We start from the raw sequence: 26,525 nt of genomic DNA, 5'->3' as shown, positions 1-26,525 counted from the left end.
ATTATTAGCTTAACGCTTAATAAGCAGTCTTGCTTTTTGCGTTACACCATTTACTCTTACTTTTAAAAAGTATTTTCCGCGTCTTAAATAACTTAAGTTATACGTTAAGTTAGACTTACCAGCTGTTAACTGCTCTTTTGAACTAAATACTTTTCTTCCATAAAAATTATAGATAACAAAATCTGCATTTGTATCTAAATTACTATTTAATTGAATATTTAAATAATTTCTAAACGGATTTGGATACAGTCTTAAATTTGTAATAGACACCTGATCTTGTGCATCACAAGCACCTAATGTTGCACCGTAATACTTTATAAAAACTGCTGCTGCCCATTTAGACATACAATACGATTTTCCTTTGTAACAAACCTCAACTCCTGGTCTGTACGCGTTACCACACCTAACATCTTCTACATCTACAGTAACGTTTGCTGTTGTAAAACAACCATTAGCATCTGTTACAGTAACGGTATATGTTGTTGTAGCCTCTGGACACGCTTTAATGTCTTGTGTAGTTTCACCATTACTCCACTCATAACTATAAGGAGCAACACCACCTTCTACTCTAGTTACACTTAAAGTTGTACAAGAGTCATAGCCTAAGTAAACCTTAGTGTTATCAGAAACAGAAATGTTTATTGCCTCTGGAGCTGTTATTATAAATTCTTCCGTAACCTCATTGCCTAAAGCATCTGTAACAATTACGCTATGTGTACCAGCTTCTAAGCTTGTAGCAGTTTCTGTAGTATCGCCATTACTCCACTCATAAGCATATGGTTTTGCGCCACCTTCTACAACTACTGTAGCTGTACCATCTGTAGCCGTACTACAAGTAACATCTGTTGTAGATATATTTACCAACTCTAAACCTTTTAACTGAAAACGTGCAGATACCGGAAAGTGGTCTGATACTGTGTTTGGATAGTCACTATCATAAAACTCATAATGTACACGAGCAGATTCTGCTATATAGTTGTCATTTAACTCGTTTGTTATTGTAATATGGTCTATCATATTTTCTCTAAAAACATACGATCTAAAATCTTGGTCACTTAATGTTTTTGAAACTATGTTATAGTTAACCTCATCTGTAGCATAAGCATTAAAACTAGACGTTGTAGTCGTTGTAATATCTGCAACTGTTGTATCTACATCATCATTATAATCACCCAACAAAATAAGTTTTTTGTCTGCGTATTGCACATCTAAAGTATCTTTTAATACCTCAACATCATACTTACGCATATCATACCTGCCTTGTGCATCTGTACCACTATTTGCTCTTGCGTGCAAGGCAACAACATTTATTTGTTCTGTTGTACCATTAATAGTTACGTCTGCTGTCATTAAAAATGGTAAACGTCCACTTGCATAAAAACGATCTGTTGCACTTGGATAATTAACCAAGGCAGAGTCGTCTCCTCCGTTATACATTGGGTGAATTGTTTGCAACAACACCTTAGTATTTACCACATTTACAGTTGCTGTATTGTATATAAATCCTAGTTTTTGACTAACTCCAGGGTCATTAGGGTAAGATACCGCTGGTGAAAGTACATAATCATACCCAGGAAGTTCACTAACCATTTGAGCAAATAAAGTCTCATCTGCAATTTCTTCTACAGCATAAATATCTGCATCTAACTTTGTAATTATAGCTTTTGTACTATCTTTTTGTATAGCATCAGACATTGGGCTACCAGCTGCTGGCGAGTTTGCTTCATCTCCAAACCACTCTATATTCCAAGCAACAACATCTAACGTTTTGTCTTTTCCTATTTCTACTGGAATTGTTGGTGGCACATACTCCCCTGCGCAAGGCATATCTTCTGAAGACCTTGGTAACAATTGGTATGTTTCATAAAAACGACCAACTACACCTGTAATTTCTGTACAAGTATTAGGCTGACCTAAACCAACTATTGCTTCTACATCATTATCTATACGAAGTGATCCATTACCAGACGCATCTATAATAGTGTAGTTAGAATTTCCGAACAATATATCTCCTGGTTTAGGAAAAGCAGGATTAATAATACGTACCAATTCTGCCGGATGATTTACCAACTCACTTAAAGTAACTGTTACTGGTGTAATTGCGTTTGTTGGTGCACCATTGTTTTCTACATTGGTAACCGTTGCTATTTGTAATTGATCATTAAAAGCAGATCTTGTACCTGTTACAGTAATAGAATCACCTACCATAAAAACACCTTCTCCGTGTACCAACTCATCAAAAATAGCAATTGCTCCTGTAGCATCTTGTATGTAAGCAGAACCAGCAAAAGCATCTGCAACGGTTAACACTCCTGTTACAGTAACCACTTCTCCGTCTGCTACATTTCTTGCCTCTGCAATACTAATAGTTGCTGGCGGTGGTATAACAGCTCCGTTTTCTGTTCCTGGAGAAGGAATAGCTTGTGTATACGTTGCTGTATTTCTTACTCCTCCTTGTCCGTTTGGAAATCGTTGTGATGAATGTCCGTCTTTATTACCTAATTCATCTTCGTTAATTTGTGCCTCTCCTACATTTAAAAGAGCTAATAATTCTGTAGCATCACTATCATTAGTGTCATACACCAAAGCATCAATTAAACCATTAGTTGTTACAGCTACATTTTGAAAATCTGATGCATTACCAGTGTACAAAGCCACTGCATCTGCTCCGTTTTGCAAACCATTACTTGGTATTACTAAGCTTACATTTGGCACATCTACATTACCCATTACAAAATAACCTTCTGCATTGGTTGTGTATCCATCTAAATCATACGCTGCATAACTTTGGTTATTTGATCCATTATAGTGTACTAAAACAAAACCATCTAAAGCCGTGTTACCTTTACCGCCATCAAACAATTCTACAAATTCTTGCGTATCTGTACCTGCTGTATCTGCATCTACTTCATTAATTACCAAAGTAATTGGTTCTGTAGCATTTGTGTTAGATGCACCTGGTGTTGGCAAAGCCTGTACATAATTAGCAGTGCTTAACGCTGCGCCAGAACCATTAGTATAACGTTGCAAAGAATGTGCATCTTTATCTCCTGCTCCACCTTCGTTCATTTGTGCTTCTCCTGCATTTAACAATACCAACAACTCAGCATCATCGCTATCATTAGTATCATACACTAAAGCATCTAAAAGATTTGTTGTGCTTATTGCAGAATTATTTGGAAAATCTGCAGCATCACCTGTATACAAAGCAACAGCATCTGCTCCGTTTTGCAAACCATTACTTGGTATTATAATATTTACATTTGGTACATCTGCATTTCCTATTACAAAATAACCATTTGCATCTGTGCTATATCCGTCTAAATCATAAGCCGCATAACTCTGGTTATTAGAACCGTTGTAAAAAACCAACACTTTACCATCTAAAGCAGTATTACCTGCTCCGCCATCAAACAATTCTACAAACTCTTGTGTGTCTGTACCAGCTGTATCTGCGTCTAACTCATTAATTAGTATTGTAGCCTCTGTTGGTGGCACAACTACAACCTCTCCGTTTGCAGCACCTGGTGTTGGTGTTTCTTGTGCAAATGTAGATGTATTTTGTGCGCCTCCTGCTCCGTTTAATATACGTTGTGAAGAATGATTGTCCTTATCTCCTGCTCCGCCTTCATTTACTTGAGCTTCACCAGCGTTTAACAACACTAATAATTCTAAATCATCACTATCGTTAGTATCATACACAACAGCATCAACTATATTATCTGTAGTTACACTAGAACCGTTTGGAAAATTTGAAGCATCACCAGTGTATATAACAACAGCATCTGCACCATTTTGCAACCCATTACTTGGTATAACTAAACTTACATTTGGTACATCTACGTTACCAATTACAAAATAGCCATTTGCATCTGTTGTATAGCCATCTAAATCATACGCAGCATAACTTTGGTTGTTAGAGCCATTATAAAGCACCATAACAAGACCATCTAAAGGAGTATTTCCTGCTCCTCCATCAAACAATTCTACAAATTCTTGTGTATCTGTACCAGGTGTATCTGCATCAATTTCATTTATTAATATTGATGGAGTTACCGGTGTAGAAGAAGAAGTTCCTTCTAAACGAACGTCATCAAAACCAGCGTAATCACTACCTCCGTTTTGTTTAACAAATAACCTTAAACTTACTGAGGAAACCGTGTTAGGAACAGCAGTTGTAATTTGCTCCCAATCTGCAGTGCTGTAAGGACTGCCAACAGTTATAACTTGTACTCCTTGTGAAGTACCATCATGAAAAATCTCATAGCTAATTGTATCTCCATTGGTAACATCATAACCAACAACATTTACTGCAAATGATAAACTCACATCTGTATAAGTAGATATATCTACAGCGTCAAAAGTTAATGTACCTCCATCTGCTGTACCACAATTTCCCTCTAAATCTCTAATTCCAAAGAAATTTGTTCCTGTATTTGCTGTACTTATAGATCCTACACTTGTTACTACATCCCAAACATCACTACCACCATCATTACAATTGTTTGGAGACACTGTATAGTTCCAGTTATCTGTAGCAGTACTCTCATACCCTTGAGAAATAATATAATCTCCTGCTGGTGGTGTAACTATGGTATCCTCTAAAGTTGTTATTGTTACTGTATTGCTATTTGCAGACATATTACCTGCTGCATCTAATGCTTTTATAGTAAAAGTATACGTAGTTTCTGCTGTTAAGTTTGTTACTAGGTATGATGTTCCGCTAACAACACCTGCTAAAGTAGTACCGTTAAAAATTTGGTACGCTGTAACACCTACATTATCTGTAGCTGCGTCCCAACTTAAAAGTGTTTCTGTTTCTGTTGTATTTGCTGCACTTAAATTTAAAGGTGCAGTTGGAGCTTCTGTATCTGAACTTGTATTATTAAATCTGTTTTCTGCTTGTGGTCCTCCCCAAATAGCAGTTGCAAAAGCAGGATTGTCAATAAAAGGGTTTCTATTTCCTTGAATTCCTTCTAACAATACATTTCTATTAATTTCTACTTGAGACACAGGATCTTCTGCATTCCATTGTAAAAAAATATCTGGAACATCTGCACTATACGTAGTTGCACCTGTACCTACTGCTGTAGGTAAACATTGGTTACCATAACGTATGTACATATACATTATCATTCTGGCTACATCTCCTTTCCACTCATCTCCAGGATACCAAACATTACCACTCATTAAACCTGCATTACCACTACCATCACCAAATGGGTGATTGTTACGTAATGAGTTAAACTGCACATCTGATGATCTTAAATGGTGTGCATCTGATCCCGGACCAGATGTTCCTAAGTTTGGATTTCCTAATGATTTTGGAAAAACATGTTCTCTGTTCCAATCGCCAACACCACCACCATTGTTATTTTTACTTCTGGTACGGTCTGTTGTTGTATTGCCATCTGCATCATTATAACCATAAATTAACAATACATTATTAGAGTTTGCCGGATCTAAATCTGTTTGTTTTAAAGCGTCCCAAACGCCTGGTGTATAACTTAGTACAGTTGTTTGTGTTGTTGTAACCAAGTTAGATAAGTCGGTTTTTAAGTTACCACCTGTTTGTGTAACATCTGTTCCGTTGTAGTATGCTGGCACTTGACAATAGCCTATGGCCGTTAAAAGCAGCATTCCTATGGAAATTAATACTTTAAGGTAATTTTTCATCATTTTTTATATAGGTTTGTTGGCGATAAAACTACATTTAAAAGATATTATAATTACTTGTCTAATATTAACTTATTATTAACGATTACTATTAATTGTTGATAACGTTATGTACTGTTTTTGTTTGTTTAAAATTGAACAAAAAAAAAGACCGCATATAGCGGTCTTTATATAAAAAAACAGGTTGTCTTATTTATTAATTTGTACCTCGTGTGGATAAGGAATTTCAATTTTAGCATTGTCTAACGCTAATTTAGAACCTTCAATGGTTGCAAAATAAACATCCCAATAATCTTCTGGCTTACAAAAAGGACGCACCGCTAAGTTTACAGAACTATCTGCTAACTCTTCTACATTTACAGATGGTGCAGGGTCTTTTAATACTTTAGGGTTGGCTTGTAACATTTCTAAAAGCACTTGTTTTGCTTTTTTCATATCTTCTCCATAACCAATACCAACAGTAGTATCTACTCTCATTTTACCTTCTGCTGTATAATTAATAATGTTACCATTTGCCATTGCACCGTTAGGTACTATTGCTAATTTGTTTTGTGGTGTAATTAATTTAGTTGTAAAAATTTCAATTTCTTTTACAGAACCTAATACGCCTTGAGCCTCTACTAAGTCTCCAATTTTGTAAGGTTTAAAAATCATAATTAAAACGCCTCCTGCAAAGTTACCTAAAGAGCCTTGTAATGCTAAACCAATAGCTAAACCTGCGGCTGCAATAACAGCTGCTAAACTTGTAGTCTCTACTCCTAAAGTAGAAATAACTGTAATGATTAAAAATATTTTTAATCCCCAGTTTACAAGGTTTAATAAAAACTTCTGTAATGACTCATCATAATTGCCTTTTGCCATTACTTTTCTTGCAACTCCAATAAGTTTTTTAATAAGCCACGCTCCAACAAGATAAATAATTATAGCCATAATAATTTTTGGGCCATAATCCATTATTTTCTCGATTGCCAAATTCATCCATTTTTCTGGATTCTCCATAATTGTTAATGTTTAAATAGTTAATGTTGGGTACAATATATAAAATGTATTTTATAAAAAATTTAAAACACATTAACAGTTGTTAACATTTTACCATTTCATAACAAAAAAAGCCTGCTTAACATAGTTAAACAGGCTTGTAACAAATAAAAATCTAGAAAACTAGCTTCCTATTAGATCTCCTATCTTTTTTAGTGCTCCTTCATCTACGTCAGATTTTTCCATTGCACTTATAAATTTACCTAAGTATGCAGGGTTCATGTCATCTCCTATAACACGGATTAATGCAAAACCTTTATCATCTTTATAACCATAAACAATTACCTCGTCTATAGCATCTTCTTCACCAGTAAATTTAACTACACCTTTTGCCATTTTAGAGTTAATTTTCATTAACTGCGTGTATTTTTTATTCCCTAAAATAGCATTTACTTTTGTTTTTTCTACTTTATAAGAATCTACATTATCTGTAGTTTTATTAAATGCCAAAACGTTCACTTTTTTTATAGACTCTACTGCTTTTTTTTCCTCTGGAGATAAATTTGCAGATGCTATATTTAATATACTTGTAGGAACATCAAAAGATAAAAAATTATCATTTTCGCTGCTATCTACGTAATACTCTTGCAGGCTTTGACTAGAAGAGCAAGAGCCTAACGTAACCAACAAAATTAATGCTGCTGTTATGTATTTTATTCCGTTTTTCATATTGATGATTTTTATTTATTAATAACTATCAAGGTTAGTTATTAACCTTGATAGAAATATGTGTTGTTACTTTTTAACTTCGTTTAATTGTTCTGGCAAGCCCATTTTACTTGTTAATGAACCTATTTTGTTTAAATCTATATCTCCTGTAATAGATACTAAAACAGTTTCTATTTTACGATTGTCAATTTTAGCGCCTTTTACATCACTTACAAACATTAAAAGTTCGCTTACGTGGTCTTCATCTTTACCACTTTTAATATAAAATTTAATATTAGCATCTTTATCTTTTACACGCATTAGCTCTTCTAAAGATGCTGTTTTTAAGTAAGATTTCATTGTGGTAAGCATATCTGCTCCAATAGCTTTATCTTCAGTAATAAAAACTTTTAAGCTGCTTATACTTTTTCCTATATCTATAAAGTCTTGTGTGTCTTTATCGTCTACGTCTACATCTATCTTAGTTAGTAGATTAAACATACTTTTATTTACAATAACAGATGATACGTTATCTAAATCCTCGAACTTGTCAAAAATTGACTGTGAAAATCCTGTAAATGGTAGCGCAGTAAGTACTGCTATGATTAATAATTTTTTCATAATTTAATTTTAATTTGTTTTGTAAATCTTGTTTGTTGCTTCTTCAAATTTGTTAAGGTAAACCAGTTTTTCGGTGCCTTTGTTTAAGTTTTGAGCTATAAGGCTAAATGCTTTTTCAGTTTCTTGTAAAACGTATTCAGCTTCTTTTTGCTCACGGTAATCATTACCAAAATATATGCCTAATACTAAAACTGCTACTGCTGCTACGGATAACCATTTATAATTTCTTTTTCTAGGTTTTAATGGTACCTGCTTGGTAAAAGTTTCTTCTTTGGCGTTAGAAAAATAAGTAAACATTGTTGTGTACTCTTGTAAATGCGGAGCAACATCACCCTGTAAAAAATAGGCTTTTAATGTTTCTTCTTCGGCAACCGTAGTGGTAGCTTCAAAATACTTTTCTAATAATTTTTCTATATTATGCAATTCCATAATTATGTTTTTCCATTAATTTTTGTCTCACTGTTTTTCTTGCTCTTGACAATGCAACTCTAACTGCTGCAGGTGTCATCTCTAGTAATTTGCCAATTTCTTCAAAACTGTACTGCTCTACATCTCTTAGTTGCAGTGCCATTTTTTGTTGTTCTGGCAAACTCTCCATTATTTTCTCTACCCAATTAACACTGTCTTGCGCTTCTACTTGTCGTTGTAAAGATGCATTACTGTCTGTATAATTACTATGCACCAATTTTAAATTACTAGCTTGTTTAGATTTTAACCTGTCTAAACAAAAGTTTTTTGTCATTGTCATAGCAAAAGCTTCAACATTTGCGTATCCCTTCATACGGTCATTTTTAGACCACAATTTTAACAGTATTTCCTGGGTGGCATCCTCTGCCTCCTCTGTAGAGACTAGTAATCTTTTGGCTAGTCTAAACAGTTTATCCTTAAAAGGCATTACCACATTTAGAAATTCTGATTGTTTCATTTTTTAGTTTGGTTGTTGTTACAAACACTATTACTAGGTTTATATAAGCAAGACGACATAGAATGATTTTTGTTACAAAAAAATTTTTTTTTGTAAAAGTTGTCAGTAATTTACAGCATTGTAAACCGACACACTATATATAACGTATGTAACACATACTTAATATATGTGTAAAATTATGGAACAATAGTTGCGACTAGCTATGTTCTTACACTAAATAAATAACTATTATGAAAAAAACAGTAATTCTATTATCTGGGTTGTTTTTATTTTTAACATCCTGTGATAAAAATGATGATGATGGCGGCGGAGAAACACCACAAGCAGTAACACTTAACAATGAAATAAACGAATTTATCTGGAAAGGATTAAACCATTGGTATTTTTGGCAAGAAGACGTTCCAAACCTAGCAGATACAAAAGATGATGACCAAGATTCTTTTTATACATATTTAAACAGTATTAAAATAACTGGTGATGCAAAAACTACTGAAGAAGCTCTGTTTAACTCTTTAATATACAAACCAGACGTAGTAGATGATTTCTCTTGGTTTATAGAGGATGTAGATGAGCAGCTAGCGAGTTTTAATGGTATTAGTACTACTTACGGTATTACTAGAGGGCCTTTAGTAAGAGTTGGTGCAACTGATAATGTTGTACAAGTTATAGGCTCTGTTGCTGCAGGTTCACCTGCAGAAGCAGCTGGATTAAAAAGAGGTGATATCATCTCTAAAGTTGATGGTGAGGTAATGACTATTGATAATTATCTTATTGTTAATAAACTATACACTCAAGAAAGTGTAACGTTAGGTTTAGCAACCGTTTCGGAAACAGATGCTTTAACACAAACTGAAGAAAAATCACTTACAGCTGCAACTTTATCTATAAACCCTGTTCACCATACAAGCGTTATAGAAGAAGGAGGCCGTAAAATTGGATACCTTGTTTACGAAGGTTTCCGTGGTACGTACAACGGAGAATTAAACGATGCTTTTGGAGAATTAAAAGCTGCTGGGGTTAATGAACTTATTTTAGATTTTAGATACAATGGTGGTGGCTCTGTTTTATCTTCTGCTTTATTGGCTAGTATGATTTATGGTGAAGCTACTGCAGAAACAAATACAGTTAGTGGTGAAGTTTTTGCCGAGTTAAAATACAACGCAAAAAGAGATGCCAACAATAGCAGTGTTTATCCGTTTTTTGAAGATGTTTTTTTATATGACAAAACAACAGGAGCATATTCTGGAGCAACTGATATGAATAGATTAACAGGCATAACTAGACTTTATGTTTTAGGCACAGAAAGAACAGCTTCTGCTAGTGAAATGATTATAAATGGATTAAGACCTTACATTAATGTTAAGGTTATTGGAGAAAAAACAACTGGTAAAAATGAAGGTTCTATTACTGTTGTAGATGCACCAGGTAATTCTAACACAGAACCATATACAGATTTAGATAACAGAAGTACAAAACACACTGTAGGCATGCAGCCAATTGTTTTCCAAATTTATAATGCTAATAATGAAAGTGATTATACAAATGGTTTTGTACCTGATGTAGAAGTTAAAGAATATGAATACTACAAAAATATAAAACCTTTTGGTGATACTAATGAAGTATTATTACGTGCTGCTTTAGATGATATGCTTGGTACTGCTGGTAAGTTCGACTTACAAAAAGATGCAAACGCTACCAATGTTACAGAAGGTGTTAAATTCCCTAAATTTAGTTCTGAAATGTATATTATGCCAAATGATATTAAGCCTACTAGTAAATAGTTTAGGTTTTATCATTGCTTTAAAAATAAAAGAGCTTGCTAAACAGCAAGCTCTTTTTTTATGTGTAATTGTGATGTTCTTAATTAAAATAAACTCCTCCTGGTATAAGGCCTACATCAAATGTTTGTTCTAACTCTTTAGTTTCTAAATCATATATAGATACAGACCCATTACTTGCATAATCTTTAGCATCTGTTACATACATTTTATCATCATAAATAGTCATATTGTAGTAACTAATATTTTCAATATAAGCAGTAGTTGGCAGCTCTGTATCCTCTATATTCATTTTATATATAGCTCCTCCTAGACCATAATAAAACTCTTCATCATCTATACCTAAAGATCCAGGGTGCTCAGTTACTCCAAAATTATAATTAATTATATCAGCATAATCTCTTAAACTAATTTTAGATAAAACACCTCCTGTTTCTTCTCCTAAGTAACTTGGTTTTCCACTAGCTAACACCCAAAGATAACCATCCTCTATTTGCATAGAGTTTGGCACATCTCCTACGTCTATAGTTCTGGAAACTTCATCATTAATAGTATTTATTACAGAAACTTTATTGTTTGTTCCGTAAGCTCCAGAATGCGCTACATATAAAATATTATTTTGCGCCAAAAGCTTTTCTGGTCCCAACACTACAGGAATAGTACCTTCTATAGCAAAACTACTTAAGTTAATAATTGCAATATAATCATCATTTTCATCTGCAGTATCACCCCAGTTAGTAACATATCCTTTACCATTTGAAACCGCAAAATAACGTGGGTTATTAAGACCTGTGGTTATTTCACCTAATTTCTCAAACGTATTTCTATTTACAATTGAAATTTTATTAGAAACGTTTGCTACAATATATGCTTCCTCACCATTAAAACCTATGGATTGTACTATTGTACCTAAGTTTTCATTATTAACTTTATTATAGATACTTGACTCTGTAACTGAGTAATCATCAGAAATATAATCAACAGTACCCGTACCTCCAGAAAAAGCTCCTTCGTTTGTTATTAAAATTCCATTGTCATATTCTCCTTTTGGTAGATCTACTGAGTTATCATCACTCTCACAAGAAATAATTAAAACCCCTAAAGCTAGTAAAGATGCTATTTTACCTTTCATATTCATAATATTAAAATTTAGTTGTTAGTTGTACTGTTATGCTTCTATTTGGCATAGGTCTAAATGCCGTGTTCTGATATTCTTTATTAAATAAATTATTAATTCTTACCTCTAAAGAAGTAGTATTCTTAGCTGTTTTTACAACATCATAACTCATTCCTAAATTTGCCACAGTATACCCAGGTAACTCAATGCTATTATCTGTAGTTGTGTATACCAAATCGTTTCTTAATAACTGTATGTAAGTTTCAGCTTTTTTATAACTAAAAGCCAGGTTAGATGTTATCTTGTGTAAAGGAACATACATTAACTGTTTGTCGTTACTATCGTCTATAGATTTTGTATATGCGTAATTAGTTAACCACACTAATTTACTTTGTCCTATGTCCTTTGTTACTGCTACTTCTGCTTCTGCTCCATACTGTGTAACATCTTTTACGTTAACAGGTATCCAACCTTCACCTGAAATAGGTCTCCATTGTATCATTTCTGATAGTTTTGTGTAATACCCTAGGACGTTAAAACGAACATTTTTTAAATTAAAGTAATTACCAATTTCTATTTGCTCAGAAGTTTCGGGCACTAAATCTTTATTACCTGCTCCTTGCCAATACATATCGTTAAAAGTTGGTATTCTATAATTTTTAGATGCGCTTAGTGTTATATTATATAAATTAGATACGTTATACTCTCCGTTAAAAACAAACAAAAACGGACTTGAAAAATCACTTGTATAATCCTTTCTAACATTAAAACTATATTTTAGTTTTTTAGTTAATTGGTGTTGCATTAAAATAGATACAGACGTAATATTTCTATTAGATTTTTCTATATTTCTACCAATTACATCTGTATAATTATTATCTATAATGGCGTTTAACACAACACTAGAAAACGTATACTTATAGTCATAATTAAACAAATAAGAGTTTGCATAACCAAAAGCATATTCTGGCCTATCTTTATTAGCAAAGTATTTATATTTTTCATAAAGATGTGCTAATTTTAAACGACTAACTTTTTTATCGTTAAAATTACTCCACTCTAACATTGTTCTTACATTGGTATTCTTGTAATTTTCATTAGATTTTGCTAATAACGTTCCAGAGAAATCTCGAGAGCCCAAATACGTGTTATGGTATAGTTTTAAAATATTATTATCTGAAATTAAATACCCAAAACTAAGATCTACATTTCCGTTTTCATAAGCTCCATTTTCATTTTTTTGGTCTGTTCCTAAGTATTTATAATCGTTATTAGATGAATTATAATTTACACCAAAATCTAATGATAGTTTTTTAGAGCCTAAAGAAAGTTTGTAATTAGTACTTTGTGTATCAAAACTTCCATAACCAATTCGTAACTCATTATCTAGATGCTCTTTAAAACTAAATGAATTATTTAAATGAATACTACCGCCTATGGCACCACTACCATATTGCACACTACCACCACCACTTTTTATAGTAACATTGTTATAATTAGAAGTTACTATGGTATTAAAATCTGTTTGGCCGTTTAGCTGTGAATTTATATTTATTCCGTTCCAAATAACTGCTGTTTGTTGCGCATTTGTTCCTCTAAAAGATGGCGAAGAAACCATACCGTAACCATTTTCTTTAAAGTAAATTGTACTATTATACCTTAGTAAGTCTGTAAAAGAATTGGTCTTACTTATAACAGAATCCTTTAACACCTGCTTTTTATTACCTACAGAAAACTGAGATAATTTAGCATCTGTTAAAATAACTTCGTCTAAAACAACAGTACTGTCCTTTTTTTGAGCAAAAGAAAATAAGACTGTGAAAAAACACAGTACAGAAAACAAATATTTTTTATTCATTATAATAATTTAAACATCCTTAACCCGAGGATTTTTATATAAACTGGTAATGAATATGGCAGGTCTCCTGACTTGCGTCTTTTTGCTTTCCTTCCCATCATTAATATTAGACAGTGGATCTGTAGTTACAAAAAGCATTTACCCTTGGTAAACTAAGCTTACAGTTGCGGGAACAGTTTTGGATTTTCACCAAATTCCCTTTTAATCTTACTACGCTACATAGCAGAACCAAAATTCGGCGCAAAAGTAATCCTTTTTACTCAATTTTTTTATTCAAATTTAAATTACACTACTTTTGGACTTTAATTTATAGCCAATGAAAATTTTAAAATCCATATTTTTAAGTTGTTTTATACTATTAGCTGCTTGTAAAGAAAAGGCTCAAAAACCTTTACCTAACACCACACAAAAAGAAAGTAACATAAAGCTTAATTATGCCAAAGGTTTTAGCATAACTAAGCAAGCAAATGGTATTACAATTTTAAAAATCACATCTCCTTGGCCAAATGCAGAATCTGCTTTTACTTATGCTTTAATTCCTAAAGATAAGGCAGCAACAATTACCTTAAATAAAAACGATTATGATGCTATTGTAACCGTTCCTATTAAAAAACTAGTGGCTACATCTACTACGCATATACCTGCATTAGAATCTCTTGGTGTTTTAGATAAATTAGTAGGTTTTCCTAACACAGACTATATTTCTTCTACTAATGCCAGAACATTGATTAATGAAGGTAAAATTGAAGAATTAGGCGTAAACGAATCTTTAAACACAGAAATGGTTATTGCTTTAAATCCAGATGTGGTAGTTGGTTTTGGCATAGACAATAACAATAAAACATACAGCACCTTACAACGCTCTAATATTCCTGTTGTTTTTAATGGTGATTGGACAGAAGAAACTCCACTTGGCAAAGCAGAATGGATTAAGTTTTTTGCTCCGTTTTTTAACGCTGAGGCTAAAGCCGATTCAATTTTTAAAACTATTGAAACAGATTATAATAATGCTAAAGCTTTAGCTAAAAAAGCAACCAATAGACCTAGCGTTTTAACTGGCGGTTTATATAAAGATTTATGGCACGTAGCTGGCGGAAAAAGCTGGATGGCTCAATTTTTAAAAGATGCAAACGCTAATTATTTATGGAGTGATTTGCAAGAAACTGGTGGTGTTGGTTTAAGTATAGAAAGTGTTTTTGATAAAGCTGGCAAAGCCGATTTTTGGATATCGCCATCTAGCAACTCTAGTTATAAAGAAGTTGCAGAGTCTAGCCAGCATTACACCCAGTTTGATGCGTATAAGAATAAAAAAATATACACCATTACGTTAGTTAAAGGAGAAACTGGCGGAGTATTGTTTTTTGAGCTTGCTCCCAACAGACCAGATTTGGTTTTAAAAGACCTTATTTCTATTTTTCATCCTGAGGTTTTGCCTAATTACCAAACTACATTTTTTAAACCTTTACAATAACGTGCCAAATCAAAAAAAATATACTTTAGCTTTTATAGTATTACTAGCAATACTGGTAATATGCTTTTGTGTTAGTATAAGTTTGGGCTCTGTAACCATACCATTTACAGATACATTAAGTGTAATTTTTGGTGGAGATTTAGAAAAAGAATCTTGGAGGTATATTATTAAAAATTATAGAATACCAAAAGCTTTAACTGCTATACTTACAGGTAGTGGGTTGGCTTTAAGTGGCTTATTAATGCAAACTCTTTTTAGGAATCCGCTTGCGGGACCTTTTGTTTTGGGTATTAGCTCTGGTGCTAGCTTGGGTGCTGCAATTTTAATTATGGGAGCCTCAGTATTATCTGGTGTTTTTACATTTGGCGTTGTAAATAATGTAACTTTAGCTATAGCGTCTAGCACTGGTAGTTTTTTAGTATTATTATCTGTACTTGTTGTTGCTGCTAAAGTAAAAGACACTATGGCTCTTTTAATAATTGGCTTAATGTTTGGCAGCATTACTGCTGCTATTGTTAGTGTATTATCATACTTTACAGACGCAGAGCAACTACAACAGTATATTTATTGGTCTTTTGGTAGTCTTGGTAATTTATCGTGGTCCCAATTAGGTTTGTTAGGAACAATAGTTGGTATAGGAATTTTTATAAGCATCTTTACTATAAAATCTTTAAATGCTTTTTTATTAGGAGAAAACTATGCGCGTAGCCTTGGTGTAGACATAAAAAAACAGCGCTTTTTAATTATTGTAGCTACAGGTTTGTTAGCTGGTGGTATTACTGCTTTTGCAGGTCCTATTGCTTTTATAGGTTTGGCTGTTCCACATTTAACCAGACAAGTATTTAATACTACAAACCACAAAATACTAATACCCGCAGTACTGTTATACGGTGCTATTTTAATGCTCCTGTGCGATACTATTGCACAATTACCATCTAGCGCCTATGTATTACCTATAAACGCTATTACCTCTATTATTGGTGCTCCTGTAGTAATATGGCTTTTAGTACGTAAAAAGAAAATGGTATTTTAAATTTATAAATTGTAAAAAACATCAAAAAAGAACAACAACATATAGCCCTACAAGTAACAAACCTAAGTGTTGGTTACAGCTCTAAAAAACAACAAAATGTTATTTCTAAGGATATTAATTTTGCTTTACAAAAAGGAGAGTTAACGGCTATTGTTGGCGTAAACGGCATAGGAAAATCTACTTTACTACGTACTTTGGGTAATGTACAACCTAAACTTAGTGGTACTATTAGTATTGATGCTATTGAAATTAACGACTACAAACCAGGACAATTAGCTGCTAAAATAAGTGTTGTGTTAACAGAAAAAATAGCTTCTAAAAACTTAACTGTTTTAGAAGTTATTGCCCTAGGAAGACAGCCATACACCAATTGGATTGGTACGCTTACAACTACAGATAAAGATAAAATTACAGAAGCCATTTCTTTGGTGCAAATTGAAGAGTTACAACATAAAAAATGTTACGAACTTAGTGACGGACAATTACAAAAAGTAATGATTGCAAGGGCCTTGGCACAAGACACTTCTATTATTTTGTTAGACGAACCAACATCTCACCTAGATTTATACCACAAGGCAACTATTTTAAAACTATTAAAAAACATAGCCCACAAAACCCAAAAAACTATTTTGTTTACCACTCATGAAATTGAAGTTGCTTTACAATTGTGTGATAAAATTTTAATTCTAGATAAAAACGAAAGTCATTTTGGCACACCACAAAACTTAATAGCCACTAATAAATTTGATGCCCTTTTCCCTAAAGACACTATTATTTTTGATGCAAAAAGTGCTAGTTTTAAGGTTGTTTAAGTATAAAATATAATATTATTTATTAGATGTTAATTACTTCTATTAGGCTTTAAAGAAAACAACAAACAAAACGTTTATCTTTACTTTTTTATAGACACTATTTACATTATGACCGATTTTTTAATTTACTTTTTAGTTGCTGTAATATGCCTTGTTGCTGGTTATTTTTTAGGAAATTACATTCAGAACCTAAAAACTAAATCTAGCCAAAGTGCTATATTAGAAAGAGAATCTATTTTAAACCAAAACCTTACTGCTTTAGAAAATAAAATTTTGTCTTTAGAGGATGAAAAAAATGCATTGCGTGAAGAAAAAGAGCACTTAGGAAACCAAATTACTAGGTACCAAGCAGACATAGAAAATCTTCAGCTTAAAAATACAGAGCAAAAGCAAGAGGTAGAACAGCTTCAGGAAAAATTTACAAAAGAATTTGAAAACTTAGCAAATAAAATTTTAGATGAAAAGAGTACTAAGTTTACAGAACAAAATCAAATAAATATTAAAAACATTTTGCATCCATTGCAAGAAAAAATTCTGTTGTTCGAGAAAAAAGTTGATGAAAGTCAAAAAGAAAACATCAGTATACATTCTGCCTTAAAAGAACAGCTATTAAACCTACAAAGTCAAAACCTTAAAATTACCCAAGAGGCAGAAAACTTAACCAAAGCTTTAAAAGGCGATAGTAAAATGCAAGGGAATTGGGGAGAATTGGTATTAGAACGTGTATTAGAAAAATCTGGCTTAGAAAAAGACAGAGAATACAGTGTACAACAGAGTTTTACCAGAGAAGATGGCTCTAGAGTACTGCCAGATGTTATTATAAATTTACCAGATAACAAAAAAATGGTGGTAGATTCTAAAGTATCATTAACTGCCTATGAGCGTTTTGTAAATGCTGATGATGAAACAGAAAAAGAACAATTTTTAAAAGAACATATAGTATCTTTACGTAAGCACGTAGACCAATTGTCTGCCAAAAAGTATGAAGATTTATACGAAATGGAGAGTCCGGATTTTGTGTTGCTTTTTGTACCTATAGAGCCTGCTTTTGCTGTTGCAATAAACAATGACAACAATTTATATAATAAGGCTTTTGAGCAAAACATAGTTATTGTTACACCTGCTACTTTACTAGCCACATTGCGTACTATAGATACTATGTGGAATAATGAGAAACAACAACGTAATGCCATAGAAATTGCTAGGCAAGCTGGCGCGTTATATGATAAGTTTGAGGGTTTTGTTGGCGACTTAACCAAGGTTGGTAAAAAAATGGATGAAGCTAAAAATGAGTATAAAGGGGCTATGAACAAGTTGGTAGAAGGCCGTGGAAACATTATTACATCTATAGAAAAGCTTAAAAAAATGGGTGCAAAAGCTAAAAAATCTATTCCAGAACCTATTTTAAAACGTGCTATAGACAACCATAACGACAATTAAAACTAAACAATTAACAACCATATAACTACTACTAATGAAAAAAGCTTTAGCAATTACATTATTAATTATTGTTGCAGTATTTACTGCTATTTATGCATTTATTTACTACGTACCAATTAGTGAAGGTTATAGGTCTGGAGAACTTATTAAATTTAGTCATAAAGGTGTGGTTATTAAAACTTGGGAAGGAGAAATTAGTCAAGGTATTTCTGGCGCACAAATATTTTCTTTTTCGGTTTTAGACAAAGACAAGGATATTATAGAAAAGCTTAAAGATTACCAAGGTAACTACGTAAAGGTTACTTATGTAGAGCGTTATGCTACTTTTGCTTGGTTAGGAGATACTAAATATTTTATTACAGAGGTTACTAAAGAACAATCTCCACACATAAGAAATTAAATTATGAGTACATTTAAAACAGCAAGTGAATCTAAAGTTTCTATTACAGAATTAATGTTACCATCTCACTCTAATTTTGGTGGTAAAGTACATGGTGGCTACATTTTAAACCTAATGGACCAAATTGCATTTGCTTGCGCATCTAAACACTCTAGGAGCTACTGTGTAACTGCATCTGTAAACAGGGTAGACTTTTTAAATCCTATAGAAGTTGGTGAACTGGTAACCTTAAAAGCATCTATAAACTATACAGGAAGAACATCTATGGTCGTTGGCGTAAGGGTTGAATCTGAAAATATTACTACAGGTGTAAAAAAACATTGTAACTCATCATACTTTACAATGGTTGCTAAGGATGCACACGGTAAAAGTCTTGTTGTACCTGGCTTATTGGTAGAAGACAAACAAGGCATACGTAGGTTTGCGCGCAGTATTAGACGTAAAGAACAAGCCTTTAAAAGAAGTAACACGTTTGAGTCATCAAACTTTAAAGTAGAAGATTTTTTAGATTCTTTAGAAAAAGAAAACGTAAAAATTGCTATAAAGTAATTACATATATATATTAAAACCCTCCAAATATATACTGGTACTATTGTAAGTAGGTAGTAAACAATACATTTAACTTAAATTGAAAAATTTAGTTTAATGCAACAGTTTATAATTAATACAAAGGCTACATACATTAAAAACATTCTACTTACAGACTCTAAAGTTAGATTGTCTGATGAGGATTATAAAACGCTTGAAGCTTTTAATACCGAATTAGATTCTGATAAAAAAGGATTACTTAATACACAACATACTTTTGAGTATACTGCTATTCAAAAAATAGTTCCGTTTAAGGAAGATTTAGGTTTTCAGGTATTTTTTACAGAAAAGGGTAAAAATGAAAAAGCATACTTAGATTTTAAAACAGATGAAGAATACCAAAATATATTAAACACACTAGTATCTAAAACAAACTTTTCTAAAAACAAAGTTCAGAAAAAAACCAAAGCTTGGATAAAACCTTCCTTATACAGTTTGGTAGCTGCATTATTAACTTTTGCTTTATATGATAGTGCACTAAAACCAGAAGCTGGTGAAAATGTAACTGTATCTGGCTCTAGAAGAGGTTTAAAAAGAATACTTATATCAATTTCTGAGTCTTTAGGAGCTACAAACAGTCTTATTCTAGGTAGTCTAATTACGCTAGTATTTATCTTTTTTGCTTTTAAAGCTTATAAAAAAAGTGTTATAGACCAAGAAGTTTATAATTAATTAAACATCAAACCAAAAACACCATAATTAATCTAAAGGTATCTAAAAATTAATTCTATTTTTATCACTTAAAGAAAAAGTAATAGCCTACCTATTTATGAAGAAGTTAAAGTTTATTATCACATTTTTGTTGTGCTCCCTTATATACACGGGTTTAAAAGCTCAACAATCTCCAAAAGAACTTTTTGAGGCTAGAGATTTTGAGGCTGTTATTGATACACTTACCAAAAAAAGTGAATTAACAGAATTAAGTTTAGAAGAGTTATTTTATATAACTAAATCCTACGGTAGAACCAGGCAATACTCTAACGGATTGGTTTTTTCTAATAAAATGACAGAGGAAGCTATGCGCTTAAAAGATACAACCAACCTGGTTAGAGCTTTTAACTTAATGGCAGAAAACCTTATAGATCTTAATGATATTACTAAAGGTATTGAATATTGTGAAAAAGTAGCTCCTGTTTTTAGAAAAAAAGATTCTATTGAATTTCAAAAGCTTTGTTTTAAATGGGGAATGATGTACTACCATAATTATGAGTACAAAAAAGCACATGAAACTTACAACAAAATTACACTACCTAAGTACAGAAAACTTCCTCTTTTTACAAACAACTATGCTTTAACTTTAATGGGGTTAGAAAAATGGGATGAGGCAATTACATACTTAAAAAAAACAATGCAAATTTCTAACAGAGATAATAATGTAAACTATTCTAACATTGGTTTTGCCTATTTAAAACAAGAGAAATACAAAAAAGCTAAAATTTATTTAGATTCTGCTATTAGTTCTTTAGCAAAAAATGAAAACGCTACACTTTACAATAAAAAAAATATTTATAGCAACTACTTTTTACTCTATAAAAATCAGCAAAAACTAGATGAGGCTGCAGAGTATATAGATACTATTGAAGCTGTAAATGAAGCTATTTTTAAGCAAAAAATAAGTGAAAAAATAAAGGCTTTAGAAACATCATCAAAACAATTAGAGTTTGCAAATAGCAGAGAAACTACCTTAAAAAAGCAAGTTAAAATTATAGATAACAGGCTAGCTCTTGCTGAAAAACAGAAAATTTGGGGTGCTTTTTTACTTGTTGTACTTATTGTAATACTACTGGCTGTATTATTTATTTTTAAATACCGTAACATTATAACTGCACACGTACAAATACAAACAGAACAACGACTGCTGCGTTCACAAATGACTCCTCATTTTATATTTAACAGCTTGTCTGTAATACAGGGAATGATTTTAAATAAGGAAGATAAAAAATCCATAATTTATTTATCAAAATTCTCTAAACTACTACGTATAATTTTAGAAAACTCAAGAGAAAAACTTGTGCCTTTAAAAGAAGAACTACAAGCTCTACAAAATTATATAGACTTACAAAATATGAGTAGAGAAAATAGCTTTAAATATCTATTAAAAGTTGATGAAAATATAGATACATCTAGTATTTCTGTGCCTCCAATGCTAATGCAGCCCTTTGTAGAAAACGCTATTGAACACGGATTTAATACTAATTTTGAAAACGCAGAAATTGAACATCAAATTAACTTTACAGATAACAAACTTATTTGCATCATAAAAGATAATGGCCTTGGTATTTATGCGTCTAAAAGCGGCAAAAAATCTAAAAAATCTGTTTCTACACAAATTACAGCAGAACGATTAAAAATAATGTCTAAAGAGTTGCATGTAGAAACTGGTTTAACTATACAAGACAGGTCTGAGTTTAATGAACAAGGTACAATTGTAACACTTACTTTACCATATAAAATAGAACAAGAAGATGCTTAAAGCTTTAATTGTAGAAGACGAATTATATATTAGAAAAGGACTATTAGCAATGATAACGTCCTTAAATAAAGAAATATCAATACTAGGTGAATGTGAGTCTGTAAAAGAAGCTGTGGTTGTTGCCAATGCTTGTAAACCAGATTTAATTTTTTTAGATATTAATTTACTAGATGGCAACGCCTTTGATTTTTTAGAACAAACTACCAATTTAAAATATAATGTAATTTTTATTACTGCCTATGAGCAATATGCCTTACAGGCTCTAAAAAACGGAGCTGTAGATTACATTTTAAAACCTGTAGATATTGAAGAGCTAGAGGCTGCTATTGATAAAGCTATAGAGACCAAAATTGAAGTTGCGCAAGAACAATTGCAAGTTGTAAAGTCTGAAATGATAGATCGAAAAAAAGAAAAACTAGTTTTACGCTTACAAGAAGGACTACAGGTAATAGAATTTAAATTTTTAACACATTGCAAATCAGACAAAGGTTACACTACTTTTTATTTAAATGATGGCAAATCTTACATAGCATCTAAACCTATAAAAGAATTTGAAAATCAGTTTCCAGAAAAAAACTTTATGCGTACACATCAATCCTATGTTGTAAACTTAAGTTTTGTAGACAAGTATGATAAAAACGGTTATATTTTTCTAAAATCTGGTGAAAAAATACCCGTTTCTGCACGACGTAAAAACGATTTTGTAGAGCGCTTACTTAACCAATAGTACTACTACAATATATACCAGAACTACACGTAAATAAAAATAAACCACACAAAAACAATAACGTTTATAGACGAATATATATTAACTTAAAGCAGATATACATCCGCTCTAATAAAGCTTACAACTAGGTTATACCTTAGCCCATATAATAAAAGAACACTATTATATTAATAAAAACCTATAATTATGAAAATAATGAAATCCTTAAAATTGCTTTCTTTATGTTTTATTGCAGTTTTAAGTACCGTTTCTTGCTCAGACTCTAAGAACTTAAAAGATGATACCTTAAGTAGTTTTATGCTTGGAGGCATATACTTTATTAACGGTTATGGCGGCTTAAGTGATGTAGAAACTATGATGACTAATGCAGGTTACACTAGTAACAGTGAATTGGTTTCTGCTTATAGTGAAATTTTTGTTTTCCCTTTTGATAAGTCTGACAGCTCTGGTGCTATAAGAATACTAGAAAGTGCTTGGGACATTAATTCTAAAGAGTCTTTATTAAAAACTACAGAAGAACTTAAAACTAGAGAATACAAGTACAAATCATGGGATTATGCCAGAATTGCAAATAATGTAAGTATGGGGTATGCTGCAGATTATTTAACCAAAGAAGAATGCTTAAGTATTTTGGCTAATACATTAACACTAGCTAAGGAAAAATACAAAGACTGGGATACTTATTATAGTGATTTTGAAAAAGGACGTAACGCATGGAACCCTGATGATCTTGAGAAAGAAAATTTTCAAAAACTGGCTAAAACAATAACAAAAGGAGAAAAATCAATCTACAACATACTTCCTTTACACAATTAAAAAACAAACAGTTACAATCACGTTACACTAACCCCACTTAGGGAAGAGAATTTTTCTCTCCCTCTTGGGGTTTCTTTTTATTCCATAAAAAAATCCCTATTAGAAAATGTTCTAATAGGGATTTTTTACTGTATGTAATATTTTTATTTGCTTAAATACATTTTACGTCTTGCATATAAGTTATAAAAATCATCATCTTTTAAACTATCTATAAACAAAATACTTTCTCCTGTACTCTTCATTTCTGGTCCTAAGTTTTTATTTACATTAGGGAATTTATTAAATGAGAATACTGGTTGTTTAATAGCAAAACCTTCTAACTGTGGATTAAAATTAAAGTCTTTTACTTTTTTCTCTCCTAGCATTACCTTAGTTGCATAATTTACGTAAGGCTCTTTGTAGGCTTTTGCTATAAAAGGTACTGTTCTAGAGGCTCTTGGGTTTGCTTCAATAATATAAACCATATCATCTTTAATAGCAAATTGTATGTTTATTAAACCTACTGTATTTAATGCTAAGGCTATTTTTTTTGTATGATCTTTAATTTGCTGCATTACAAACTCTCCTAAGTTAAAAGGAGGCAATGTTGCGTTAGAATCACCAGAGTGCACACCACAAGGCTCTATATGCTCCATAATACCAATTATGTAAACATCTTCACCATCACAAATTGCATCTGCTTCTGCTTCTATTGCACCATCTAAATAATGATCTAATAATAATTTGTTATTAGGTATTTTACGTAATAAGTCTACAACGTGCTCTTCTAGCTCTTGCTTGTTAATTACAATTTTCATCCCTTGCCCTCCTAATACATAAGAAGGTCTAACTAACAAAGGAAAATCTAACTCATCTGCAAGTGTTAATGCCTCATCTGCCGTTTCTGCAATACCATATTTAGGAAAAGGTATATTATTCTCTAATAACATTTTAGAAAAATTACCTCTATCTTCAGCTAAATCTAAAGACTCAAAACTAGTACCTATAATTTTTATACCGTATTTAGATAGTTTTTCAGCAAGTTTTAATGCTGTTTGCCCACCTAGTTGTACAATTACACCTTCTGGTTTTTCATGCTGAATAATATCATAAATATGTTCCCAAAAAACAGGTTCAAAATATAACTTATCTGCCGTATCAAAATCTGTAGAAACCGTTTCTGGGTTACAGTTAATCATAATAGTCTCGTATCCACATTCAGACGCTGCTAAAACACCGTGCACACAACAATAATCAAACTCTATACCTTGTCCTATTCTGTTTGGTCCAGAACCTAATACTACAATTTTCTTTTTATCGGTAACAACACTATCATTTTGTACATAGCGTTTACCGTCTGCAGTTTCTATTTCTGCTTCAAAAGTAGAATAGTAATACGGTGTCATAGCTTTAAATTCTGCTGCACAAGTATCTACCAATTTAAATACTCTGTTTATACCTTGGGCAGAACGCTTTTTATGAACTTCACTCTCATAGCAGTCTAGCATATGCGCTATTTGCCTGTCTGCAAAACCTTTTTGTTTAGCTTCTAATAATAACTCACGTGGTAAGCTTTCTACTGTATATTTAGAAATCTCTTTTTCTAAATTATGTAATTCTTCATACTGACGTAGGAACCACATATCTATTTTAGTTATCTCATGAATTCTGCTTAACGGTATACCCAATTGTATAGCATCATAAATTACAAAAACTCTATCCCAACTTGGTACAGTTAGTTTTTGTATAATTTGATCGTAGTTAGTATAGCCTTTACCATCTGCACCTAAACCATTACGTTTAATTTCTAAAGACTGTGTTGCTTTATGCAATGCTTCTTGAAAAGAACGTCCTATACCCATAACCTCACCTACAGACTTCATCTGTAAACCTAAAGTTCTGTCAGACCCCTCAAACTTATCAAAGTTCCAACGTGGTATTTTTACAATTACATAATCTAAAGTTGGCTCAAATAAAGCAGAAGTAGATTTTGTAATTTGATTATCTAACTCATCTAAATGGTAACCAATTGCTAATTTAGACGCTATTTTTGCTATAGGGTAACCAGTAGCTTTAGAAGCTAATGCAGAAGATCTAGATACTCTAGGGTTAATTTCTATGGCTATAATATCTTCTTTTTCATCTGGACTAACAGCAAACTGTACGTTACATCCACCGGCAAAATCACCAATGCTACGCATCATTTTAATTGCCATATCTCTCATTCTCTGAAAAGTAGAATCAGAAAGTGTCATTGCTGGTGCAACCGTAATACTATCTCCTGTATGTATCCCCATTGGATCCATATTTTCTATAGTACAGATAATTACAACATTGTCATTTTTATCTCTTAAAAGCTCTAGTTCATATTCTTTCCAACCTAATAAAGCTTTATCTATCATTACCTCGTGTATAGGAGAAATTTCTAACCCTCTACTAAGTAATTCATCAAAATCTTCTGGTTTGTAAACGATAGATGCTCCTGCCCCACCCAATGTGTAAGAAGCTCTAATTACAAGCGGAAAACCAAATTCTTGAGCAATTTCTTTACCCTTTAAAAAAGATGTTGCTGTTGCTTGTGGCGCCATACCAACACCAATTTTAAGCATTAACTCTCTAAACTTTTCACGATCTTCTGTAATATTAATGGCGTCTATATCTACACCAATAATTTCTACTTTAAAATCTTCCCAAATTCCTTTTTCATCTGCTTCTATACATAAGTTTAACGCTGTTTGCCCACCCATTGTTGGCAAAACAGCATCTATGTTAGGGTGCTTTTTTAAGATTTCTATAATAGATTTGGTATTTAATGGCTTTAAATAAATATGATCCGCCATTGTAGGATCTGTCATAATTGTAGCAGGGTTGCTATTAATTAAGATTGTTTCAATTCCATCTTCACGTAAAGAGCGCAGTGCTTGTGATCCAGAATAATCAAACTCGCACGCTTGTCCTATAACTATTGGTCCAGAACCTATTATTAAAATAGATTTAATGTCTTCTCTTTTTGGCATTATAACTAATTTTTACTGTGTTGGGTGTAATTTATTTTTTTTGCTACGATATAGTCAAAAAAAAGGTGTTACTTTAAAAAAGTAACACCTTAATTATTTTATGATAAA

Annotated in this window: 20 protein-coding genes and 1 riboswitch; of the genes, 11 read left to right on the top strand and 9 right to left on the bottom strand. The window is 32.2% G+C overall.

All coding sequences use genetic code 11. The features are described from left to right. Window positions 1-9: 9 nt before the first annotated feature. The 6 genes from JM80_RS09765 to JM80_RS09740 all read right to left on the bottom strand — a co-directional run bounded on the left by JM80_RS09765 (window position 10) and on the right by JM80_RS09740 (window position 8,908). Complete coding sequence (locus JM80_RS09765; RefSeq protein ID WP_144709917.1) at window positions 10-5,679, bottom strand: endonuclease; 5,670 nt, start codon at window positions 5,677-5,679, stop codon at window positions 10-12. A gap of 186 nt (window positions 5,680-5,865) precedes the next feature. Next, complete coding sequence (locus JM80_RS09760) at window positions 5,866-6,675, bottom strand: mechanosensitive ion channel family protein (protein ID WP_013619730.1); 810 nt, start codon at window positions 6,673-6,675, stop codon at window positions 5,866-5,868. A 162-nt stretch (window positions 6,676-6,837) separates the two neighbouring features. Then, the gene (locus JM80_RS09755) at window positions 6,838-7,383 is read right to left on the bottom strand and encodes a DUF4252 domain-containing protein (protein ID WP_013619731.1); all 546 of its coding nucleotides are present in this window, start codon (window positions 7,381-7,383) and stop codon (window positions 6,838-6,840) included. A 66-nt stretch (window positions 7,384-7,449) separates the two neighbouring features. Then, window positions 7,450-7,983 carry a DUF4252 domain-containing protein gene (locus JM80_RS09750; protein ID WP_013619732.1) on the bottom strand — a complete coding sequence of 178 codons (534 nt, stop codon included), beginning with the start codon at window positions 7,981-7,983 and terminating at the stop codon, window positions 7,450-7,452. 9 nt (window positions 7,984-7,992) lie between these two features. Beyond that, window positions 7,993-8,412 (bottom strand): hypothetical protein, encoded by a 420-nt coding sequence (locus tag JM80_RS09745; RefSeq protein WP_013619733.1) that lies wholly within the window; start codon window positions 8,410-8,412, stop codon window positions 7,993-7,995. Then, on the bottom strand, window positions 8,399-8,908 hold the full coding sequence (locus JM80_RS09740; RefSeq protein WP_013619734.1) for an RNA polymerase sigma factor: 510 nt from the start codon (window positions 8,906-8,908) through the stop codon (window positions 8,399-8,401). Before JM80_RS09740 ends, JM80_RS09745 begins: the two co-directional genes overlap by 14 nt. A 230-nt stretch (window positions 8,909-9,138) precedes the next feature. On the opposite strand from JM80_RS09740, the gene JM80_RS09735 reads away from it, so the two are divergent. Beyond that, window positions 9,139-10,689, top strand: a complete 1,551-nt coding sequence (locus tag JM80_RS09735) for a S41 family peptidase (RefSeq protein ID WP_144709915.1) — start codon at window positions 9,139-9,141, stop codon at window positions 10,687-10,689. 79 nt (window positions 10,690-10,768) lie between these two features. Here JM80_RS09735 and JM80_RS09730 read toward each other — a convergent pair whose 3' ends face one another. Together JM80_RS09730 and JM80_RS09725 are read right to left on the bottom strand one after the other, a co-directional pair. Then, window positions 10,769-11,824: a YncE family protein gene (locus JM80_RS09730; RefSeq protein WP_144709913.1), complete on the bottom strand. Its 1,056-nt coding sequence runs from the start codon at window positions 11,822-11,824 to the stop codon at window positions 10,769-10,771. Window positions 11,825-11,828: 4 nt separating this feature from the next. Continuing rightward, window positions 11,829-13,661 (bottom strand): TonB-dependent siderophore receptor, encoded by a 1,833-nt coding sequence (locus JM80_RS09725; protein WP_075694204.1) that lies wholly within the window; start codon window positions 13,659-13,661, stop codon window positions 11,829-11,831. A gap of 39 nt (window positions 13,662-13,700) precedes the next feature. After that, window positions 13,701-13,909, bottom strand: a riboswitch (cobalamin riboswitch). 68 nt (window positions 13,910-13,977) lie between these two features. On the opposite strand from JM80_RS09725, the gene JM80_RS09720 reads away from it, so the two are divergent. The 10 genes from JM80_RS09720 to JM80_RS09675 all read left to right on the top strand — a co-directional run bounded on the left by JM80_RS09720 (window position 13,978) and on the right by JM80_RS09675 (window position 23,421). Further along, a complete protein-coding gene (locus tag JM80_RS09720) occupies window positions 13,978-15,132 on the top strand; it encodes an ABC transporter substrate-binding protein (RefSeq protein ID WP_034644534.1) in 1,155 nt (384 codons plus the stop codon). Between the two features lies 1 nt (window position 15,133). After that, the gene (locus JM80_RS09715) at window positions 15,134-16,165 is read left to right on the top strand and encodes an iron ABC transporter permease (RefSeq protein ID WP_144709911.1); all 1,032 of its coding nucleotides are present in this window, start codon (window positions 15,134-15,136) and stop codon (window positions 16,163-16,165) included. A gap of 8 nt (window positions 16,166-16,173) precedes the next feature. Then, window positions 16,174-16,977: an ABC transporter ATP-binding protein gene (locus JM80_RS09710; protein ID WP_013619739.1), complete on the top strand. Its 804-nt coding sequence runs from the start codon at window positions 16,174-16,176 to the stop codon at window positions 16,975-16,977. A gap of 108 nt (window positions 16,978-17,085) precedes the next feature. Next, window positions 17,086-18,417, top strand: coding sequence for a DNA recombination protein RmuC (rmuC, locus tag JM80_RS09705; protein ID WP_013619740.1), 1,332 nt, complete (start codon window positions 17,086-17,088; stop codon window positions 18,415-18,417). 34 nt (window positions 18,418-18,451) lie between these two features. Further along, window positions 18,452-18,817 carry a hypothetical protein gene (locus JM80_RS09700; protein WP_013619741.1) on the top strand — a complete coding sequence of 122 codons (366 nt, stop codon included), beginning with the start codon at window positions 18,452-18,454 and terminating at the stop codon, window positions 18,815-18,817. Window positions 18,818-18,820: 3 nt separating this feature from the next. Then, window positions 18,821-19,366, top strand: a complete 546-nt coding sequence (locus tag JM80_RS09695) for an acyl-CoA thioesterase (RefSeq protein WP_013619742.1) — start codon at window positions 18,821-18,823, stop codon at window positions 19,364-19,366. A 96-nt stretch (window positions 19,367-19,462) separates the two neighbouring features. Further along, window positions 19,463-20,077 carry a hypothetical protein gene (locus JM80_RS09690; protein WP_144709909.1) on the top strand — a complete coding sequence of 205 codons (615 nt, stop codon included), beginning with the start codon at window positions 19,463-19,465 and terminating at the stop codon, window positions 20,075-20,077. 97 nt (window positions 20,078-20,174) lie between these two features. After that, complete coding sequence (locus JM80_RS09685; RefSeq protein WP_144709907.1) at window positions 20,175-21,878, top strand: histidine kinase; 1,704 nt, start codon at window positions 20,175-20,177, stop codon at window positions 21,876-21,878. Continuing rightward, a complete protein-coding gene (locus JM80_RS09680; protein ID WP_013619745.1) occupies window positions 21,871-22,605 on the top strand; it encodes a LytTR family DNA-binding domain-containing protein in 735 nt (244 codons plus the stop codon). Before JM80_RS09685 ends, JM80_RS09680 begins: the two co-directional genes overlap by 8 nt. 186 nt (window positions 22,606-22,791) lie before the next feature. Continuing rightward, window positions 22,792-23,421 (top strand): DUF1266 domain-containing protein, encoded by a 630-nt coding sequence (locus JM80_RS09675; protein WP_013619746.1) that lies wholly within the window; start codon window positions 22,792-22,794, stop codon window positions 23,419-23,421. A 143-nt stretch (window positions 23,422-23,564) separates the two neighbouring features. On the opposite strand, the gene carB is transcribed toward JM80_RS09675, so the two are convergent. After that, the gene (carB, locus tag JM80_RS09670; RefSeq protein ID WP_144709905.1) at window positions 23,565-26,417 is read right to left on the bottom strand and encodes a carbamoyl-phosphate synthase large subunit; all 2,853 of its coding nucleotides are present in this window, start codon (window positions 26,415-26,417) and stop codon (window positions 23,565-23,567) included. Between the last annotated feature and the right edge of the window lie 108 nt (window positions 26,418-26,525).

The sequence above is a fragment of the Cellulophaga sp. RHA_52 genome (genome assembly GCF_007827205.1).
GTDB classification, from domain to species: Bacteria; Bacteroidota; Bacteroidia; order Flavobacteriales; family Flavobacteriaceae; genus Cellulophaga; species Cellulophaga lytica.
Note: the sequence above shows the minus strand (reverse complement) of the source record. Positions and strands in the feature narration are given on the sequence as shown.

Coding starts and splice junctions, on each gene's coding strand:
- JM80_RS09730 (WP_144709913.1), bottom strand. CDS start 11,824: ATGAATATGAAAGGTAAAATAGCATCTTTACTAGCTTTAGGGGTTTTA.
- JM80_RS09675 (WP_013619746.1), top strand. CDS start 22,792: ATGAAAATAATGAAATCCTTAAAATTGCTTTCTTTATGTTTTATTGCA.
- JM80_RS09720 (WP_034644534.1), top strand. CDS start 13,978: ATGAAAATTTTAAAATCCATATTTTTAAGTTGTTTTATACTATTAGCT.
- JM80_RS09750 (WP_013619732.1), bottom strand. CDS start 7,983: ATGAAAAAATTATTAATCATAGCAGTACTTACTGCGCTACCATTTACA.
- JM80_RS09735 (WP_144709915.1), top strand. CDS start 9,139: ATGAAAAAAACAGTAATTCTATTATCTGGGTTGTTTTTATTTTTAACA.
- JM80_RS09725 (WP_075694204.1), bottom strand. CDS start 13,661: ATGAATAAAAAATATTTGTTTTCTGTACTGTGTTTTTTCACAGTCTTA.
- JM80_RS09690 (WP_144709909.1), top strand. CDS start 19,463: ATGCAACAGTTTATAATTAATACAAAGGCTACATACATTAAAAACATT.
- JM80_RS09680 (WP_013619745.1), top strand. CDS start 21,871: ATGCTTAAAGCTTTAATTGTAGAAGACGAATTATATATTAGAAAAGGA.
- JM80_RS09745 (WP_013619733.1), bottom strand. CDS start 8,412: ATGGAATTGCATAATATAGAAAAATTATTAGAAAAGTATTTTGAAGCT.
- rmuC (WP_013619740.1), top strand. CDS start 17,086: ATGACCGATTTTTTAATTTACTTTTTAGTTGCTGTAATATGCCTTGTT.
- JM80_RS09740 (WP_013619734.1), bottom strand. CDS start 8,908: ATGAAACAATCAGAATTTCTAAATGTGGTAATGCCTTTTAAGGATAAA.
- JM80_RS09685 (WP_144709907.1), top strand. CDS start 20,175: ATGAAGAAGTTAAAGTTTATTATCACATTTTTGTTGTGCTCCCTTATA.
- JM80_RS09765 (WP_144709917.1), bottom strand. CDS start 5,679: ATGATGAAAAATTACCTTAAAGTATTAATTTCCATAGGAATGCTGCTT.
- JM80_RS09695 (WP_013619742.1), top strand. CDS start 18,821: ATGAGTACATTTAAAACAGCAAGTGAATCTAAAGTTTCTATTACAGAA.
- JM80_RS09760 (WP_013619730.1), bottom strand. CDS start 6,675: ATGGAGAATCCAGAAAAATGGATGAATTTGGCAATCGAGAAAATAATG.
- JM80_RS09700 (WP_013619741.1), top strand. CDS start 18,452: ATGAAAAAAGCTTTAGCAATTACATTATTAATTATTGTTGCAGTATTT.
- carB (WP_144709905.1), bottom strand. CDS start 26,417: ATGCCAAAAAGAGAAGACATTAAATCTATTTTAATAATAGGTTCTGGA.
- JM80_RS09755 (WP_013619731.1), bottom strand. CDS start 7,383: ATGAAAAACGGAATAAAATACATAACAGCAGCATTAATTTTGTTGGTT.